This window comes from Burkholderia sp. MS389 (genome assembly GCF_016899425.1).
In the GTDB taxonomy this organism is placed as follows: domain Bacteria; phylum Pseudomonadota; class Gammaproteobacteria; order Burkholderiales; family Burkholderiaceae; genus Burkholderia; species Burkholderia sola.
Genome location: NZ_CP045995.1, coordinates 1,504,858 through 1,523,025, shown reverse-complemented (window position 1 = coordinate 1,523,025; position 18,168 = coordinate 1,504,858). Strand labels below are relative to the sequence as shown.

The 18,168-nt window shown below is 67.0% G+C and carries 10 protein-coding genes; 2 read left to right on the top strand and 8 right to left on the bottom strand.

Features of this window, described 5'->3' with window-relative positions:
* Positions 1–312 precede the first annotated feature (312 nt).
* From GJG85_RS23175 to GJG85_RS23150, 6 genes are all read right to left on the bottom strand, one after another.
* The gene (locus GJG85_RS23175) at positions 313–984 is read right to left on the bottom strand and encodes an OmpA family protein (protein WP_050012208.1); all 672 of its coding nucleotides are present in this window, start codon (positions 982–984) and stop codon (positions 313–315) included.
* A 121-nt stretch (positions 985–1,105) separates the two neighbouring features.
* A complete protein-coding gene (locus GJG85_RS23170) occupies positions 1,106–8,209 on the bottom strand; it encodes an ESPR-type extended signal peptide-containing protein (RefSeq protein ID WP_204383871.1) in 7,104 nt (2,367 codons plus the stop codon).
* Between the two features lie 960 nt (positions 8,210–9,169).
* The gene (locus tag GJG85_RS23165; RefSeq protein WP_050012211.1) at positions 9,170–10,072 is read right to left on the bottom strand and encodes a hypothetical protein; all 903 of its coding nucleotides are present in this window, start codon (positions 10,070–10,072) and stop codon (positions 9,170–9,172) included.
* 93 nt (positions 10,073–10,165) lie between these two features.
* Positions 10,166–10,384 carry a hypothetical protein gene (locus GJG85_RS23160; protein ID WP_006480563.1) on the bottom strand — a complete coding sequence of 73 codons (219 nt, stop codon included), beginning with the start codon at positions 10,382–10,384 and terminating at the stop codon, positions 10,166–10,168.
* A 235-nt stretch (positions 10,385–10,619) separates the two neighbouring features.
* Entirely contained in the window at positions 10,620–11,270 is a 651-nt protein-coding gene (locus tag GJG85_RS23155; protein ID WP_050012212.1) for an NAD(P)H-dependent oxidoreductase, read from the bottom strand.
* A gap of 317 nt (positions 11,271–11,587) precedes the next feature.
* The gene (locus tag GJG85_RS23150; RefSeq protein WP_050012213.1) at positions 11,588–11,893 is read right to left on the bottom strand and encodes an NIPSNAP family protein; all 306 of its coding nucleotides are present in this window, start codon (positions 11,891–11,893) and stop codon (positions 11,588–11,590) included.
* Positions 11,894–12,174: 281 nt separating this feature from the next.
* On the opposite strand from GJG85_RS23150, the gene GJG85_RS23145 reads away from it, so the two are divergent.
* Positions 12,175–12,993, top strand: coding sequence for a GNAT family N-acetyltransferase (locus tag GJG85_RS23145; protein WP_050012214.1), 819 nt, complete (start codon positions 12,175–12,177; stop codon positions 12,991–12,993).
* 121 nt (positions 12,994–13,114) lie between these two features.
* Here GJG85_RS23145 and GJG85_RS23140 read toward each other — a convergent pair whose 3' ends face one another.
* Together GJG85_RS23140 and GJG85_RS23135 are read right to left on the bottom strand one after the other, a co-directional pair.
* The gene (locus GJG85_RS23140; protein WP_089489670.1) at positions 13,115–14,467 is read right to left on the bottom strand and encodes a DUF3999 domain-containing protein; all 1,353 of its coding nucleotides are present in this window, start codon (positions 14,465–14,467) and stop codon (positions 13,115–13,117) included.
* Positions 14,464–17,850, bottom strand: coding sequence for a DUF2339 domain-containing protein (locus GJG85_RS23135; protein WP_050012216.1), 3,387 nt, complete (start codon positions 17,848–17,850; stop codon positions 14,464–14,466). Before GJG85_RS23135 ends, GJG85_RS23140 begins: the two co-directional genes overlap by 4 nt.
* Between GJG85_RS23135 and GJG85_RS35055 the strand changes: the two genes are divergently transcribed.
* Positions 17,819–18,145, top strand: a complete 327-nt coding sequence (locus GJG85_RS35055; protein ID WP_124654743.1) for a hypothetical protein — start codon at positions 17,819–17,821, stop codon at positions 18,143–18,145. The genes GJG85_RS23135 and GJG85_RS35055 overlap by 32 nt on opposite strands.
* The last annotated feature ends 23 nt before the right edge of the window (positions 18,146–18,168 follow it).

The window sequence follows — 18,168 nt, the reverse complement described above, 5'->3', positions numbered from 1 at the left end:
TCATGGTTGGATTCGCGCCGGTGCGCCGCGGTGCGCGAATCGGTCGACGAGATTCGCGAAGGCGGCGGCCGGATTCCGGCGTGTCGTCGGGCACGCCTGGCACGGCGCGCGTCGGGCGGGCTGCCCCGGCGACTGTTTGCGGCGATTGTGGCATGGAAACCGCCGGTTTTGGCAGCGCGTGACGAACTTTGACATAGCCGACGGCCAACGGGAGCGGGCGCAGGCGTTGCGGCGCCCGGTGGTCCGGCGGAATTCCGGCGCGGCGCGTGCGGCCTGCCGGATCGCGCGGCCGCATGCGCGGCCGCGGGCGGCTCAGTGCTGCAGCCGGATTTCGACGCGACGGTTGCTGGCGCGGCCTTCCGGCGTCGCGTTCGAGGCGACCGGATCGGCCTTGCCGCGGCCCGAGACCGTCATCGAATCGGTCTTCAGTCCATGCGCCTTCAGATAGGCAGCGACCGATTCGGCGCGGTGCTTCGACAGCGCGAGGTTGTAGTCGTCGCTGCCCACCGAGTCGGTGAAGCCAGTGACCGTCACCAGCGAGTACGTGCGGTCGGCGCGCTCGCTCAGCAGCCGGTCCAGCGATTCGCGCGCGGTCGGCGCGAGCGTCGCGCGATCGGTCGCGAACAGCGCGTCGCCCGACAGGTTCACGCGTTCGATGACGGCGGCGGCGGCTGGTGCGGGTGTGGCGGCCGAGGCCGCCTCGACCGGCGCGGCGCCGCACTGGAACACCAGCGTGGCCGGATCGGCGTTGTCGCGCAGCGCGCGGGCCGAGTCGACGGCGCGCACGGGCTCGTCGCCGCAGATCTTGCGAGCAGCCTTCATGCAGGTCTGCGGGCCCGACAGCAGGCCGTGGCAGTCCACCTGGAAGGTGCGCACGCCGTCGCGCGGCTGCAGTTCGGAGGCGCTGAAGGTCGGGCCGGATGCGGTCGAGCACGCGGCGAGGACCGTTGCGGAAAGCGCGAGCGCAAAAGCGAGTTTGTTCACGGTGACGTCCTTAAAGCTTGGGTTGACCGAGGCCCGCCGCGCGGCGCGCAGCGGGGCTCGTCCTGCCGTCGGCGCCGCGGGCGTCCGGCTGGCGAGCCGGACGCCCGGGCGGCGCGACGCGTTACTTCCACTGATACAGCATGCCGGCGCCGATCACCTTCTGACCGCCGCTGAAACCGCCGTTGACCGACGCCTTCAGGTTCTCCGTGATACGCGCCTGCATGCTGACCGCCATCGCCTTCTGGCCGAGGAAGGTCGACGTGCCCACGCCCATCCCGAAGTTGGCGTCGCGATCGAGCTGCGGGATCGACGCCATCGCGCCGACGGCCGCGATACCCTGCTTCGCCATCTGGTCGGTCTGCTGCAGTTGCGAACCCAGCGAGTTGATCTGCGCCTGCTGGCCCGACAGTGCCGTCGACAGCGTCGTCTGCACTTGCGTCAACTGGTTCACGTTCACCGCGTCGGTGCCCTGCGTACCGGGCGCGACGTTCGTGATCTGGCGCTGCTGCTGGTCGTTGCCGACCGACACCACGTTCGAGCGACCGCCGTCGTTCGACGCCGCGCCGATCGCCACGGAGTTCGAACCGGCCGTGACGACCGGAAGGTCGTTGCCCTTGCCGTTCAGGTCGGCGGCGACGCCGTTGTTGTTCGCCGTACGCGCCGTGTTGTTGTTGATCGTCGTCGACAGCTGGCTCACTTGATCGCCGAGGTTCGTCACGCCGGTCGACAGCGAGGCCACCGTGCTGTTGGTCGAACTCAGGCCGGTGGACAGCGAACCGATGCCGGTCGACGTGGACGTGGACAGCGACGTCAGGTTGCTGTTCGTGGAACTGAGCCCCGTCGACAGCGAGTTGATCGCGGTCGACGTGGACGTGGACAGCGACGCTACGTTGCTGTTCGTCGTGCTCAGGCCGGTCGACAGCGAATTGATGCCGGTGGACAGCGACGCGACGTTCGACGCGGTGGACGTCGACAGCGTGTTGAGCGCGTTGTTCGTCGCGTTCAGCTGGCTGCCGTTGATCGCGTCCGTGCTCGTGGCCGAGATCCGGCCCGCGGCGACGTTCGTGATCTGGCGTTCCTGACCCGGTGCGCCGACGCTCACCACGCCGACCGGCGAGCCGCCCGCGAACGGGTAGGTGACGCCGCCGATCGTGGCGCTCGAGGTGCCGACCGCCGCGGCCGTGACCGAGTTCGCGCCGAGTGCGATCGAGTTCGCGACGTTCGCTTGCGCGTTCGTGCCGAAGGCGAGGGCGTCGGCGGCCGTGGCCTTGGCGGCCGAGCCGTAGGCCTGGGCGCCGGTGGCGCTGGCCGTGGCCTGGCTGCCCAGCGCGATCGTGTTGTCCGCGGTGGCCTGGTTCGCGCTGCCGAGGGCGAGCGCGCTGGCGCCGGTTGCCGTGTTCTGGTTGCCGAGGGACACCGCGCCGTCGCCGGTTGCCGTGTTGTTGGCGCCCATCGCCACCGCGCCGGTGCCCGTCGCCACGTTCGGATCGCCGATCGCGACCGCGCCGTCGCCGGACGCCGTGTTGCCGGAGCCGATCGATACCGCCTTGCCGCCCGTTGCCGATGCGCTCTGGCCGATCGCGACCGCACCCGCCGTCTGCGCGTTCGAACCGTCGCCGACCGCGACGCTGCTGGCGCCCGCCGCGCTGGCGTTCACGCCGGCGGCGAGGGCGTTGGTGCCGGTGGCGCCCGTGTTGTCGTAGTTGGCTTGCTGCACGCCGTTGTCGTTGACGCTGTAGTAGTGCGTCTTCGCGGCGTTGATCGCGGTCGAGGTGGACGTGGACAGCGACGCCACCGAGCTGTTCGTGCTGCTCAAGCCGGTGGACAGCGAGCCGATGCCGGTCGAGGTCGACGTGGACAGCGACAGGATCGTGCTGTCCGTGCTGCTCAGGCCGGTGGACAGCGAGCTGATGCCGGTCGAAGTCGAGGTCGACAGGGACGTGATCGAGCTGGTCGCCGAGGAGAGGCCGGTCGAGGTCGAAGTCGACAGGGAGCTGATCGAGCTATTCGCCGACGACAGGCCGGTCGACGTGGAGGTCGACAGCGACGTCACCGAGCTGTTGGTCGAGCTCAGGCCGGTGGACAGCGAGTTGATGCCGGTCGAGGTCGAGGTCGACAGCGAGGTGATCGAGCTGTTGGCCGACGACAGGCCGGTCGAAGTCGACGTCGACAGCGACGTGATCGAGCTGTTGGCCGACGACAGGCCAGTCGAGGTCGAAGTCGAGAGCGACGTGATAGAGCTGTTAGCTGACGAGAGGCCGGTCGAAGTCGAAGTGGAGAGCGACGTGATCGAGCTATTCGCCGACGAGAGACCTGTCGAGGTCGAGGTCGAGAGCGACGTGATGGAGCTGTTCGCGGACGACAGACCTGTCGAAGTCGAAGTGGACAGCGACGTGATCGAGCTATTCGCCGACGACAAGCCGGTGGACGTGGAAGTCGACAGCGACGTCACCGAGCTATCGGTCGAGCTGAGGCCCGTCGACAGCGAATTGATGCCGGTCGAGGTCGATGTGGACAGCGACGTGATGGAGCTGTTGGCCGACGACAGGCCGGTCGAGGTCGAAGTCGACAGCGACGTGATGGAGCTATTCGCCGACGACAGGCCGGTCGACGTGGAGGTCGACAACGACGTCACCGAGCTATCGGTCGAGCTGAGGCCCGTCGACAGCGAATTGATACCCGTCGAGGTCGAGGTCGAGAGCGACGTGATGGAGCTATTCGCCGACGACAAGCCGGTGGACGTGGAAGTCGACAGCGACGTCACCGAGCTATCGGTCGAGCTAAGGCCCGTCGAAAGCGAGTTGATGCCGGTCGAGGTCGACGTGGACAGAGAGGTGATCGAGCTGTTAGCCGACGACAGGCCGGTCGACGTGGAGGTCGACAGCGACGTCACCGAGCTATTGGTCGAGCTGAGGCCGGTCGACAACGAGTTGATGCCGGTCGAAGTCGAAGTGGACAGCGACGTGATCGAGCTATTCGCCGACGACAAGCCGGTGGACGTGGAAGTCGACAGCGACGTTACCGAGCTGTTGGTCGAGCTGAGGCCGGTCGACAACGAGTTGATGCCGGTCGAGGTCGACGTGGACAAAGAGGTGATCGAGCTGTTAGCCGACGACAAGCCGGTGGACGTGGAAGTCGACAGCGACGTCACCGAGCTGTTGGTCGAGCTGAGGCCGGTCGACAGCGAATTGATACCCGTCGAGGTCGAAGTCGACAGTGAGGTGATCGAGCTGTTGGCGGACGACAGACCCGTCGAAGTCGAAGTCGAGAGCGATGTGATGGAGCTGTTAGCCGACGAGAGGCCGGTCGAAGTCGAAGTCGAGAGCGACGTAATCGAGCTATTCGCCGACGAGAGGCCCGTCGAGGTCGAAGTCGAGAGCGACGTGATCGAGCTATTGGCCGACGACAGGCCGGTCGAGGTCGAAGTCGAGAGCGACGTGATCGAGCTATTGGCCGACGACAGGCCGGTCGAGGTCGACGTGGACAGCGAGGTGATCGAGCTATTAGCCGACGACAGGCCGGTCGAAGTCGAAGTGGACAGCGAGGTGATCGAGCTATTGGCCGACGACAGACCCGTCGAAGTCGACGTCGACAGCGACGAAATGGCGCTGGTCGCGGTACCGACTTGTTGGGCGACGGAATAAAGCTGGCTGCCGTTGATCGCGTCCGTACTGGTCTCGGTTACTTGGCCGGCGGCGACGTTGGTGATCTGCCGTTCTTTGTTGAAGTCGCCGACGCTGACGGTGCCGACCGGCGTGGCGCCAGCGAATCCGCCGAACGTTACGCCGTTGACGGTCGCGCTGCTCGTCGGGCTGGCCGGGGCAGTCACCGAGTTCGCGCCGAGCGCGACGGAGTTGTTCGTGCCCGCGACAGCACCGGTGCCGATGGCGACGGCGTCGGTGCCCGTCGCGGTGCTGTCGGCGCCGGTCGAGTTCGCGTGGAAGTACTTGATGCCCTGGCTGTTGATGTTGTTGATCGCCGAGCCCACGCTGTTGGCCGTCGACGTCGTGCCGTTCGCGTTGTACGTGGTGTACGCCGGAGCCGAGACCGTGCCCGTCGTCGGGTCGTACGTCGAACCACCGCCAAGTGCGGACGCGGTGCTGTTACCCAGGTTGTCTGTCTTCGTCGAGACCGAGCTGAGGCCAGTGGAGAGCGAGTTGATGCCGGTCGAGGTTGAGGTCGACAGCGAAGTGATCGAGCTGTTAGCCGACGAGAGCCCCGTCGACGTGGACGACGAAAGCGACGCGACCGAGCTGTTAGCCGAGCTGAGGCCCGTGGACAGCGAGTTGATACCAGTCGAAGTCGACGTCGACAGCGAAGTGATCGAGCTATTCGCCGACGAGAGCCCCGTCGACGTGGAGGACGACAGCGACGTGACCGAACTGTTTGCCGAGCTGAGGCCGGTGGAGAGCGAGTTGATGCCAGTCGAGGTCGACGTCGACAGCGAAGTGATAGAGCTATTCGCCGACGAGAGCCCCGTCGACGTGGACGACGAAAGCGACGTGACTGAACTGTTTGCCGAGCTGAGGCCGGTGGACAGCGAGTTGATGCCAGTCGAGGTCGACGTCGACAGCGAAGCGATCGAACTATTCGCCGACGAGAGCCCCGTCGACGTGGACGACGAAAGCGACGTGACTGAACTGTTTGCCGAGCTGAGGCCGGTGGACAGCGAGTTGATACCAGTCGAAGTCGACGTCGACAGCGAAGCGATGGAGCTATTTGCCGACGAGAGCCCCGTCGACGTGGAGGACGACAGCGACGTGACCGAGCTGTTAGCCGAGCTGAGGCCAGTGGACAGCGAGTTGATGCCAGTCGAGGTCGACGTCGACAGCGAAGTGATAGAGCTATTCGCCGACGAGAGCCCCGTCGACGTGGACGACGAAAGCGACGTGACTGAACTGTTTGCCGAGCTGAGGCCGGTGGACAGCGAGTTGATACCAGTCGAAGTCGACGTCGACAGCGAAGCGATGGAGCTATTTGCCGACGACAGACCCGTCGACGTGGACGACGAAAGCGACGTAACCGAACTGTTTGCCGAGCTGAGGCCGGTGGAGAGCGAGTTGATGCCAGTCGAAGTCGACGTCGACAGCGAAGTGATCGAGCTGTTAGCCGACGAGAGCCCTGTCGACGTGGAAGACGACAGCGACGTGACCGAACTGTTTGCCGAGCTGAGGCCGGTGGACAGCGAGTTGATGCCGGTCGAGGTCGACGTCGACAGCGAAGTGATCGAGCTGTTAGCCGACGACAGGCCCGTCGACGTGGAAGTCGACAAGCTGACGATGCTCGACGTCGTGGTGCTGGCCACCGCGTAAAGCTGGCTGCCGTTGATTGCGTCCGTGCTGCTTGCACTGATCAAGCCGGCCGCCACATTTTGGATGCGGCGCTCGGAACCGGCGGCGCCCACACTCACAACACCAGCGGCCGAATTCGCGCCGGCATAGGTCCCGAATGTCTGACTTCCGATCGTCGTGCTGCTGACGGCACCGGTGCCGCCCGTCGCTGTACCGGCGGCGGCGGTCGTGGTCGCACCTGAGCCGAGCGCAACCGAGCCCGTCACGTTCGCATTGGCGCCAGCCCCGAATGCCAGTGCATTCGTCGCGCCGGATACTGCGGTATCGCCGATCGCGATGCCGCCGGCCGCCGTGGTCGTACTGCTATTGCCCAGTGCAACCGAGCCCTGGCCGATCGCACTGTTGCTGTTGCCGATTGCCACGGCACCGTTCGCGGCTGTCGTTCCCGCCGCATTGCCTGCGGCGATGTTGTTTGCACCCAGCGTCACGGCGCCCGTGCCGTTCGCAATGTTCGGATCGCCGATCGCCACCGCGCCGTTACCGCTCGCGGTCTGTTGACTGCCGATCGCAACGGCGCCGACCCCGGACTTGACAGTCGAACGGTAACCAATCGCCGTTGAACCCAAACCGGCCGTCGACGAAACGCTCGAGGTGTCGCCGATTGCAACCGACGAATTCGCCCCCGCTGTTGAAGTACTTCCCAGTGCCACAGCGGCGGAACCCGCGGCGGTCGACTGATTGCCGGCAGCCAGCGTAGCGAAATTCGACGCGACAGTTCCGATACCCAGCGCCGTTGCGTTCGTGCCGCTTGCATTGGCGCCGAGGCCAAATGCCGATGCTTGTCCGGCCGACGCGCTGGCTGACGCGCCAACGGCGGTTGCATTACCGGCCGTTGCGGCCGCCTTGTTGCCGAGCGCGACCCCGTTCCCCCCCGTCGCAATGGCCGTCACACCGATGGCGGTGTCTTGCGCACCACTGGCAGTGGCTTGATTGCCGATAGCCGTTGCATCCGTGTTCGACGCAACCGCACCGAAGCCGCCCGCGTAACTTGTGGCTCCGGTGGCGCTTGCGTTGAAGCCGGTTGCCATGCTGTTGGCCCCGGATGCCTTGGCGCTGCCACCCAGTGCAATTGCATTGGCGCCTGTCGAAGATGCTGCAGCCCCGACTGCGACGTTATTCGTTATCGAGGTGTTCCCCGCGACACCCGCAACCGCGCCGTCGCCTTGGGCGATGCCGTACGCACCGTTGACGGTTGCGCCGCGGCCGACTGCAATGCCCGACGTGGCGGCCGATGCGACGGACGACTGCCCGCCGATCGCGATGCCGTCCGACGCGGCGGACTGCGAGCCCTTCGTTGCGTTGCTGCCGATGGCGACTGCGCCCGCGCCCGATGCGATGGTCGAGTTTGCCTGCGACAGCGGCGTCGTTCCGTTGCCGCCCGCGCCGCCGATCGCGACGGAGTTCAGTGCGTTCGCCGTCGAGCCGAAGCCGAGTGCGGTCGCGCCAGCGCCGCTGGCGGTGGTTTCGAGGCCGGCCGCGACGCCCCAGAGGCCGGCCGACGATTGCATGCCGGTGGCGACGGCGCCGTTGCCGGTCGCCTGCGCGAACGAGCCGTACACCGTGACACCGGTCCAACCGTTGCCGTTGGCGTTACACCCGGCGACGACCGAATACGTTCCGGAGCCGTCGCCGGCCTGGTTTTGCGTACCGCCCGGGTTGACGCGGCCGACCGCACTGTTGCTTCCGGTGAAGCAGGTTTGCTGGGTGCTGAGCGTATTGGCTTCGGCCAATCCGGGCAGGCTGATCGCCAGAGCCGCGACTGCTGCCACCACGACGGCCGACTTGTTCGGCTTGCCCCGTGCCGAATCGATTTCCGATGCTGCAACCCAGGCGCCGAGCGCTTCGTTCCAGATCGAGCGGTATGTGCGGTTCATGTCCTGCTACCTCCAAATGTGCACGCCACACACCGGTCTCTTTTGTTAGAGGATTGCTCCGTGCGCTCGCGCGAATCTCAAAATTGATGGGCGGATTTTATTGGAGGTGGATTTTGTAGATTGACAAAAAGTGATAAATGAAGTGTTTTTAAAGTTAAAGAATGGTTAATGCATCACGTTTTGACGTGCTGCGGAGAAACGAATGTCAAAGATATGAGGATGGGTCGGGCAGGGTTCGTTTTACTGTTGGCTTGGCGAAAATTATCCATATAAATCAATGGCTTATGATGGTTGTGTGCGATAGGAAACACGATCGATCCACCTAAAAGTAAGACGAAACGGAGCGCAAACGTTTGCGCGCCATCGAATACTTTCATGTTTGTAATGTTTGAGGGTGGGGTCGTGGATAATGTTATTGATATTTTATTAACTTATTAATATTTTGGTTTGTGTTGAATTTGTGTTTGTATTTACTGGTTATCTGGTAATTGAATTTGTCTGATGTCGGGTGCATTGGTTTGTGCTGATCTGCGCATTTCGCGCGGCGCCGGAGCCCGAGGGACGGGCGTTGCGGGCTGCCCGGGCCGTGGAAGTTGTAAAAAAGTGCTACAGACACGCAGACGAAACAATTCGCGTCAATTTATCGGTTTTGTCCTATTGACGATCGCGTTGGCGTCGGTGTTAAGGCGGAATCGGCGCGCGTGCCGGAAGTCGAGCGGGCGTGCACGCGGCGGGTGTTCCGCGCGGCGTCGACAGGCCGTCGAAGATCGAGCGTTGGCGGGAGCGGCGGTGTCTGAAATGTCAGATCCGGCGTGCGGCAATGTGTCTGCCGTGCCGCTGGCGCTCGATGTGTCGAGGAAAAAGAGGGGAGGAAGCGAATGTATCGGGCGCGCCACACTCGAACCACGGGCGGGGGCCGATCCGGGCGCTTGCCGCATGATCCGCGGCAAGCGCCCGACTTCACTTCTTCAGAAACCGCAGCGCGAGCCGCGCCATCCGCGGCACGAACATCGGACGCAGCAGACGCTTGTCGTAACCGGCCATCCGCCGGTCGTTCTCCACGAGACACAGCTCGATCAGTTCGCGCGGGTTCAGCGCATCGCCGATATCGGCGGTGCCGGTCGCCGGAAAATTCGCGTCACGCGCGGCGCCGTCGGCATCGATGCCGCGCGCGATATTCATGCGGTCACGAATCAGTTGCACCCACACGGCCGCGACGCGTGCGAAGAACCACGGCCGGCGCCACCACGGCATCGTGCGCCAGTACCATGCGTACCAGTTCACGAAGAACAGGATATGGCGGCCTTCTTCCTGGATCACGGGCTCGAAGGTCTCGACGAGCTCGGGCGGGAAATAGCCGGAGCGCTGCGCGGAGCGGAACAGGCCGAATGCGAAAAAGCTGTCGATGCATTCGCTGAAGCCCGTCATCATCCACGACCATTCGGGATCGGCGGGCGCCGGATAGGCCGGCTCGGGCGCGAGCCGGATACCGTACGCCTCGACGAGCTTCGACAGTACGACCTTGTGGCGGGCTTCCTCGCCGCCGTCCATCTCGAGCGCGCGGCGCAACAGCGGATCGTCGACCGTCGCGGCGTAGGTCGCGACGCGAATCGACGCGCGGCCTTCCGTTTGCACCGCGATGTCCCAGATCGGCAGCGACGTGAGCCGCCTGAGTTCGGCCGGCTGGAGCGCCGGCCAGTCGATTACCGCCGGCTTGTACGGATTGTGTGTGTCGAGCAGCATCCGACAGAACATCTGCTTGTGCGCATCGGAACCGATCCGGACCGGACCCTGCCTCTCGAAGGTCCAGTTGCGCATCGCGTGATCTGCGGCTGCATGCTCTTCCTGCAGCGTGTCGGTCATGGCTATTGTTATGCGATTACGGATCGAAAGATTCTGGCACAGCTTCCGTCATCGCGTATTTTCGGGCGGCCATGTGCACGCGGCCCGCGCGGGTCACGCGTTCGTGTCGACCCAGAGGCGGCCCCAGCGCGATGCGTACGCGAGGGCGTGCTCTTCCTCGAAGAAGAAATCGATGGCGTCGAACGACACGGAGCGCGGCGACGGCCCGCCGCTCGCGCGTTCGATCGTCAGGTTGGCGGCGAACAGCCCGTTCGGCAACCGGGCGGCAGCGGGAGCGACTTCATAGCCCTTGTAGCGGATCGTACGGTTCATGGCGTGCGCATAAAAAGTTCGGACTTTCAGCGTACGAAAACCTGCCGGCCGCGTGAACCAATCTTTCGGCCAATGCAAATCATGCGGTGGGCTGAATCGTTATCGGGGCGGTGCGCGGGAACGATGTGTTCGAGCGGCGAGACGGACGCGCCCGGCACATCGCCGTGCGTCGGAAGACGCGCCGCGCACCTGCGTCGAACCGTGTCGACCGAAGGGGCGCGGCGGAATGCGGAGCTTACTGGTTGGCGACCTTCAGCACGGGCGCGAGCGCATCGACCGAGGCCGCATGCGAGGCCGCACGATGCGACGCGAACGCGAGCGCGAATTCGGCGGCTTGCGCGCCGACCGTCTCGAGTTGCGCGACGACCTTCGGATCCGAGCAGCTATCGGCGCTTTCGAAGCGCGTTTCCAGCGTGTTGACGGTTGCGCCGAACGGTGTCGGCCAGCCGCGCAGTGCGTGGACGATCGAGCGCAGCGACGTCAGCACGGTGCCGGCCGCCTGCCAGCCGTACGCGGTGACGATCAGGCCGACCGCGCGGCCGTCGAGATACGGGCGGCTGTCCGCGCGCAGTTCCTCGAGCGTGTCGAGCGCGTTCTTCACGAGGCCGGACACGCCGCCGTGATAGCCGGGCGTCGCGATGATGATCGCGTCGGCCTCGCGCACGGCGTCGATCAGCTCGCGTTGCGCGTCGGTCAGCGTTTTGTGTTCGGGTGCGTAGTGCGGCAGCGTATGCAGGAACGGGCCGTCGAACAGGCGCGTGCGCGCGCCGGCGGCTTGCGCGCCGCGCAGCGCGAACGACAGTGCGCGTTCGGTGGACGATGCGGCCCGGGTGGTCCCGCCGATGCCGACGACGAACGGGCGGCGGTGTTGATCGAATGCAGTCAAGGGGCGCTCCTGGGAGTGGCTTGCCCGGCTAAGCACAGGCTTAAAACCAGATGGTAACGACCCCGCCGCCACTCTGAAAACGACTTTTCGTTCTATCGATATGCCGCGCGGCGGGGCAATCGTGTGCGCGGCCGCGCAGATCGATAGCAGAAATGCTTGGTTGGGACGGTGCGCCGCGGTCGATAAGATGGGCTCGTCTCCTCCATGATGTCTCTACTGACATGGGTTGGCCCCGCCGCGCGGATGCTGGCGGGGCTTTTTTTCGTCCTCGGCCGGAAAACGGGGCGCGATGTGCGGCGATGGGCCTGTTTCGTCCGTTACTCGAACACCGGCCGGAAGAAGCTGCGCTCGTAGCTGACGATGCACCGTGTTTCCTCCGCGTAGCGGAATGCGGCCTGGCAGGCCGGATCGTCCTTCGAGCGTTCGCGGTAGCGCGCGTAGTCGGCGAGGCTCGGGAACGAGAACATCGCGAGCGCGATGTTGTTCGCGCCTTCGGACGGCAGGAAGTAGCCATGATGCGTGCCGCCGAACTGCTCGACGAGCGGAATCCACATCTTCCCGTAGGTTTCGAATTCGACGAGTTTGTACGGATCGACGACGTAGCGAAGGAAGCAGGTGATCATGGGCGCTCGCGATGCGGTGACGGAGCAGCGAGTCTGGAGCGTGGGGCGGTACGTGTCAACGCGCGTGCGCGCCGGGCGTCGATTTCAACGCTTGGTGCGTTGCTTGCGCGAGCAACGATCGGCGCTTCGATGCGTTCGCGCATGACGTCCGCACAGCTTCGAAACGCACCGTACTCGCCGTGTCCACCAGCCGCGTTACCCCGGATTTTTACGACATTTTTTCTTGCGACGGCGACCGGCGCGCTCCTAGACTTCGGGCATCTTCACCACGGAGCATGGCCATGTCGATACCCTGGAACGCGATCGCCGAACGCACCCCTGCCGCGCCGCCTTCCGCGTGCGCCGATCGGGTGATCGTCCGGCGTTTCGATCCGGCAATCGACAGCTATGCGCAACTCACGCCGATGCTGCATCGTGCGTTCGCGCGGCTCGGTGCGATGGGGCTCAACTGCACGTGCGTCGATCAGGACGAAGACGTCACGCGCCGTCGCGCGGAAGCGGGCGAGTGTTATGTCGCCGTATGCGGCGGGCGTGTCGTCGGCACGGCCACGCTGTATGCGACCGATCCGTCGTCGGCCTGCTCGCTGTATCGGCGCGAAGGCGTCGCGAGCGTGCGCCAGGTGGCGGTGGACCCGACTTGCCAGAGTCGCGGGATCGGCGCGTTGCTGCTGTCGTTCGCCGAGCAGTGGGCCGCGTTGCGCGGCTATGCGTTGCTCGCGCTGGATACGCCGCATCCGGCTTCGCACCTGCTGGCGTTCTACGGCGCGCAGGGCTTCGAGGTGGTCGACGTGATGCGCTTTGCCGGCAAGCGCTACGACAGCGCGATCCTGTGCAAGCGGCCCGTTGCACGTGCCGCGCGGCGCGTGTCGCCGGCGTCGCGGCTGGCGGCGCGTGTGGCGGCCGTGCGGTGGATCATGCATGCGTGGGCGCCGCGCGTCGTCGCGACGGGCCGGCGCGAGTCGGGCCTGCGTCGCGGCGGAGGTTTCGCGGCGCGCCGCGCGGCCGGGGCGGCCAGTTGCCGGTCGTCGCCGTGGCGACCGCGTCAGCACGGCCGCTTCGTGGCCAGAGAGCGGCGGGCGGGTTCCGATTCGCGCCGCTGACGCGTCGCATCGCCTTCACGTAAAGACGGGCGCGGGCACTCGATGAATCGGTGCGACCGCGCATGGCGATGGCCCAAGGAACCGGCCGGCGCGTCAAGCGGCTCGCAAATGCGTGTGGACGTCACTCGTCGCGGCTGCGCGTGTCGCCGCCGCCTTTCGCGACGCGCCACGCGATCGCGCCGAGCACGCCGACCGCAACGATCAGCGCGCCCCACAGCACGTAGCGACGCCCGGCGTCCGCATCGGCGGCTGCCGCCGGCGCGACCGCCGACACGGGTAGCGCCGCGCCGACGCGGGCCGGCCGTATTTCGGGCGCCATACCGACCAGCAGCGCGTCGCGGCTCACGGCCGACGACATGAGCGATGCATCGCCCACGCCGAGCGTAAATGGCGGCGTGCCGCGTGCGACGAAGATCAGCGCGGCCGGATGCCAGCCGATCGCGACCGCTGGCCGGCCGCCGCCGAGCCCGCCGTTGCGCATGTCGACGACGATCCGCCACGCGCGATCCGTATTCGCCGCGAACTCGAACGGTGGATTGCGCTGCTCGCCGCCCTTGCCCTGCAGCCGGAACAGCACCGCGGCCGCGACGTCGCGCCACGGCGCCTGCGCATCGGCGCGGCTTTGCAGCGTCGCGCGCGCGACGGTGTTCGGCTGCGGCAGGTCGATGCGCACGCGGTCGACCGGATACGCGCCGTCGGTGTCGAACAGATACTCGCCCGGCGCAGCGCCGGCGCGTATCCGCACGGCGTCGCGCCACTGGCGCGGCACGGACGCCGTGTCGGCGCCGCGTGCGTCGCGCGGATGCGTGTCGGCGTCGATCGAAGCGATCGCCGGCGCGCCGTCGAGCCAGTCCAGCCGCAGGTAGCGCGGCGTCGCACCGTCGAGTGCGATGCGCTCCTGCACCAGCAGGTCGTTGCCGCGGCCGACTTTCAGCAACTGCGTGCTGCCGAGCGGCCGCCAGTTGCGCAGGTCGTCGCTGGCTTCGACGGACACGCGCCCCTGGTAGCTGTCGTCGTTCACGTGCACGAGCAGCGCATCGATGCTGCCGTCGGTATGCGACAGGTCGACGAGGTCTGCGCCGTGCCGAGTGCGCGAAGGGGTGGCGACGGCCGCGCGCAGCGCGCCGTCCGGGCCGACCGTCACGCCGAGCGGCGCGTTGCCGTTCTCGGCGCGCGCGGGCGGCAGCGGGAACCAGTGCACCGGCGTGCGCGACGGCGGCACGGCGGGCGCGGCCGGCGCGTCGAGCGAATACGGCACCGGCTCGCCCGCGCCGTTGAAGATCCGCACGTCGCCGAGATCGTCGCGCCGGCTCGCCGCATACACAGGCTGCGGCACGGTGAGCTGGTAATACGCGGCGCTGCCGTCGAGGTCGAGCGCGAAGCGCTGCGTGACGCGCCCGGCGTTCGATGCGCCGTCGGCCGCCGCGAACGACGCGAGCAGGCTCAGCCCGAGCAGGGCGGCGAGTCGTTTCATGGCTGGCCGTCCTGTTGCGCGGCGGCCTTCGGCGGCAGCGGCGAGAAATAGCCGATCAACAGCAGCAGCACGCCGATGCCGATGAACGACACGATGCGCTCGATGCCGGTGACGTGCGACAGGTCGAACAGGAACAGCTTGACGACCGTCAGCGCGAGCAGCGCGGCGCCGACGAACCACAGCGGGCGCAGCCCGCGGCGCGTGGCCCAGATCGTGATCGCGAGCGCGCAGACCGTCCAGTACACGGACACCGATGCCTGCACGAGCGTCGATTCGGCCATCGCGCCGAATGCGTACGGCACGCCGGCCCAGTGATGCAGCGTGCGCAGCAGGATCGCGTTCAGCCACAGGAAGCCGGTCGCGCCGGCCGCACTGAGCAGCTCGACGCGATACGCGCCGAACGACCAGCCGAGCTTGCGCGCGCGCACGAACCACGACGCGGCGAGCGCATAGACGACCGCGAGCACGAGATCGAGCGGGTTGAACAGCGGCACGCGCGCCCAGCTTCCGCCGTCCTGCGTGAAGTTCGCGTAGAAGGTCCACGCCCACATCACGACGATCAGCGGCAGCGACGCGAGCGCGCAGAGGCGGGCGATGCCGTCGCGGCGCGTGAGCCACATCCCGGCGAATGCGAACAGGCTCCAGCCGACCATGAACACCTGCTGGATGCCGAACGACGACAGCACGGTGTCGACGTCGTAGCCGAAGTGGAAGCGGTGATGCAGCGTGCGCAGCATCAGCGCGTTGAACCACAGGAACACGGTCGCGATCGCGAGATAGTCGACGACGCGCGGATGCCACGCGATGCCGAGCGTCTTGAGGCGACGTAGCCACGCGGCGAAGGCGACGAACACGAGACCTTGCGCGATGTCGAGCGGATTGAGCAGCGGCAGCCAGAAGAGCGGCGCTGCGTCGCCGTCGCTGACCGTGCTGGCGAGGCTCCACAGCCACAGCAGCGCGGCGAGCGGCGCCGCACCCCACACCTGGTATGCGCGCGGGAACGCCGCGACCGGCCAGCGCAGCCGGGAGCCGGGGCCCGACACGAGCAGGAGCAGTGTGCCGAAGCCATACGCCCATGCGCTCCAGCTCCATGCGCCTTCCGGGACGAACGCGCGCAGGCGCCAGAAACCTTCGAGCGACAGCAGCCCGCACACGGTCCAGAACGTCAGCGTATGCAGCGGCGCGAGGATGCGCGTTGCAACGGACGGCGTCGCGCCGTTCGCGGCAGCGGCGCCGGTCGTGCCGCGCGACTGGCGCCACAGCAGCCCAAGCCCCGCGCCGACGGCCACCGGCCACGCGAACGCGCCCATGCCCGACAGTGGCGCTTCGTGCGCATCGAACGCGCGCAGCGCGAGCAGCGCCAGCACCGGCGTGAGCGCGAGTGCGGGCCATTCGGCGAGCGGCCACGCGAGCCGGCGGCGTGCGACGTGCGCGAGCCACGCGGTACCGGCCGCGAACAGCGCGGTCGTATCGACGACGAAGCGATCGGCATGCAGATCGACGTGACGGCTCGCATGGACGAGGATCTCGTGCAGCCCGCCGCTGACCCACCACAGCAGCCCCCACGCGGCAGCCGCGACGCCGATCTCGGGCATCCACGCGTGCCATGCGCGCGCTTCGCCGCGCCCGTGCAGCCACCAGCCGGTGAACAGGCCGGCGAGCGCGATCAGCAGCATCGCGATGGTCGGGCCGTTGAGCACGGGCAGCGCGGTCGCGTCGGCCGGACTCAGCAGGCTCGTGAAGAACGCGCCGGCCGCGGCGACCTGCATCAGCAGCCCGAAGCCGAACGCGAGCAGGCGTTTCTGGCGCACGCCGAGCCATACGACGGCCGCGCCTTCGATGGCCCACGCGGCGCTGGTCGTCGGCCCCGAGAACGCGAGCGGCACCGCGAGCGTCGCGAAGATGACCGCGAGCGCGAGCATCGATTCGAACAGCAGTCCCAGGCGGTCGCGGCGCCGCGCGAGCCATGCGGCGATCGCGACGTAGAACGCCGACAGCGCGACCGCACTCCACGCGAGCGCGAACGGCATGCCTTTCACGAGCGCCGCCTGCAGCGCGGTCGCGACGATCGGCGTGCCGAACACGAGCGTGCCGTCCACGTAGTGTCGCAGCGCGAGTTCGCGTTTCACCGCATACAGCAGCGCGATGCCGACGTACATCAGGAAGAACAGGATCAGGAACGGCTCGGTGCTCGCGAACAGCGCGGGGCGATAGGCGGTCACGCCCCACGCGGAGCCGATCGTGAACGTGAACACGAAGCCGAGCAGGTTCAGCGGGCGCCAGGCCTTGAACCACGCGATCGCGAAGATGCCCGCGTTCAGCAGTGCGTAATAGCTGAACAGCGCGACGTGGTTGCCCTGGCCGGTCGACAGCAGGATCGGCGCGAGAAAGCCGCCCGCACTGCCCATGAACGCGAGCGGCAGCGCGTTCTGCCGCACCGCGAGGAACGCGCTCAGCGCGCAGACCGCGACCATCAGCGGGAACGCGGCGCCGATGGGCAGTAGTGCGTAAAGCTTGGTCGCGGCGAAGATGGTCAGGTACAGGATGCCGACGCCGCCGCCTTGCAGCACGAGGCCGTATGCGGCGCGGCGCGGCCGCACGCGCCAGCCGATCGCGAGCAGCGCGGCCGCGGCGAGCGCCGTGCCCGCGAGGCGGAATTCGATCGGCAGCATCGCGTTGTCGGCCGCGTACTTGAGCAGGAACGCGACGCCGAAGAACAGCACGATGATCCCGACACGCACGACCGTGTTGCCGCCGAGCAGCCAGTCGCGCGCGGCGCCGAACGCGCGTTCGGCGAGGCCGGGTTCGCGCGGCGCGGGCGGTTGCGGTGGGGCAGGGCGGATCGGGGTGGCTTGTGCGGTGGCTGCGGCGTGAGCGTTAGCGTGAGCGGACGCAGCCGAGGTGCGTGCTGCGGTGGCCGGTGCGGGCGGTGTCGCGGGCGTCGTCGTCGAAATGGATGCCGGTGTGTCGGCGCGCACGGCGACAGGTTGTTGCGCGGGCGGTGTCGGGAAGTGTCCCGGCAGCGGCGCGGACGCAGCGTCGGCCGAAGCCGTTTGCGCGATGCCGCCGGAGGTCGCCCCACCGGCCTTCGCGCCCGCCAGTTGAGCGCGCAGCGCGTCGAGTTCGCGTGTGAGTGTGTCGACGGTTGCTTCGAGGCGCGCGACACGCTCGGCGAGCGGTAACGGAGTAGGCGACGTCGTCGCGGCGATCGCGAATGCGTCGGGTGCGGCGCGCGGCTTCTGCAGCTTGCGTTGCCGCAGCGCGTGTCCAAGCCAGAACCCGCCGGCGGCCCCCAGCAGCGAGCCGCTCGCGGCAGAGAAATCCCCGATCAACGCGGCGATGCCGCCCACGATGAAGCCGATTACGGCGAATGCCCAGTTCAACGCCTTGCTCCCTCTCACTATCGTTATCGTCCTTCGATCGCGGATCACACCGGATCGAGGCAGTTTCAGCACGGCCGGCAGGCGAACCGGCATGCGCGCGCCGTGCGGCCGGGCCCTCGTGCGCAAGGCCCGCGGCAACGTCGCGATCGGCGTGTTTGCGGGAATGTATCACAGCGCGCATGCTCCTATTTCCGGGGTTGGCGCGGTATCGCGGCGTGCGCCGTCCGGTGTCGCCATCCGGCTTTTTGCACGGTCATGCTTTTTACTGACGCATGCGGTGGTCGCTTTCGTCTGAATAGATCGACGCCGGAACGGACG

What these genes read in the sequence shown, in the direction of transcription:
- GJG85_RS23145 (WP_050012214.1), top strand. Translation starts at nt 12,175, where the DNA reads ATGTCGATACCCTGGAACGCGATCGCCGAACGCACCCCTGCCGCGCCG.
- GJG85_RS23140 (WP_089489670.1), bottom strand. Translation starts at nt 14,467, where the DNA reads ATGAAACGACTCGCCGCCCTGCTCGGGCTGAGCCTGCTCGCGTCGTTC.
- GJG85_RS23150 (WP_050012213.1), bottom strand. Translation starts at nt 11,893, where the DNA reads ATGATCACCTGCTTCCTTCGCTACGTCGTCGATCCGTACAAACTCGTC.
- GJG85_RS23165 (WP_050012211.1), bottom strand. Translation starts at nt 10,072, where the DNA reads ATGACCGACACGCTGCAGGAAGAGCATGCAGCCGCAGATCACGCGATG.
- GJG85_RS23160 (WP_006480563.1), bottom strand. Translation starts at nt 10,384, where the DNA reads ATGAACCGTACGATCCGCTACAAGGGCTATGAAGTCGCTCCCGCTGCC.
- GJG85_RS35055 (WP_124654743.1), top strand. Translation starts at nt 17,819, where the DNA reads ATGAAGCCGATTACGGCGAATGCCCAGTTCAACGCCTTGCTCCCTCTC.
- GJG85_RS23170 (WP_204383871.1), bottom strand. Translation starts at nt 8,209, where the DNA reads ATGAACCGCACATACCGCTCGATCTGGAACGAAGCGCTCGGCGCCTGG.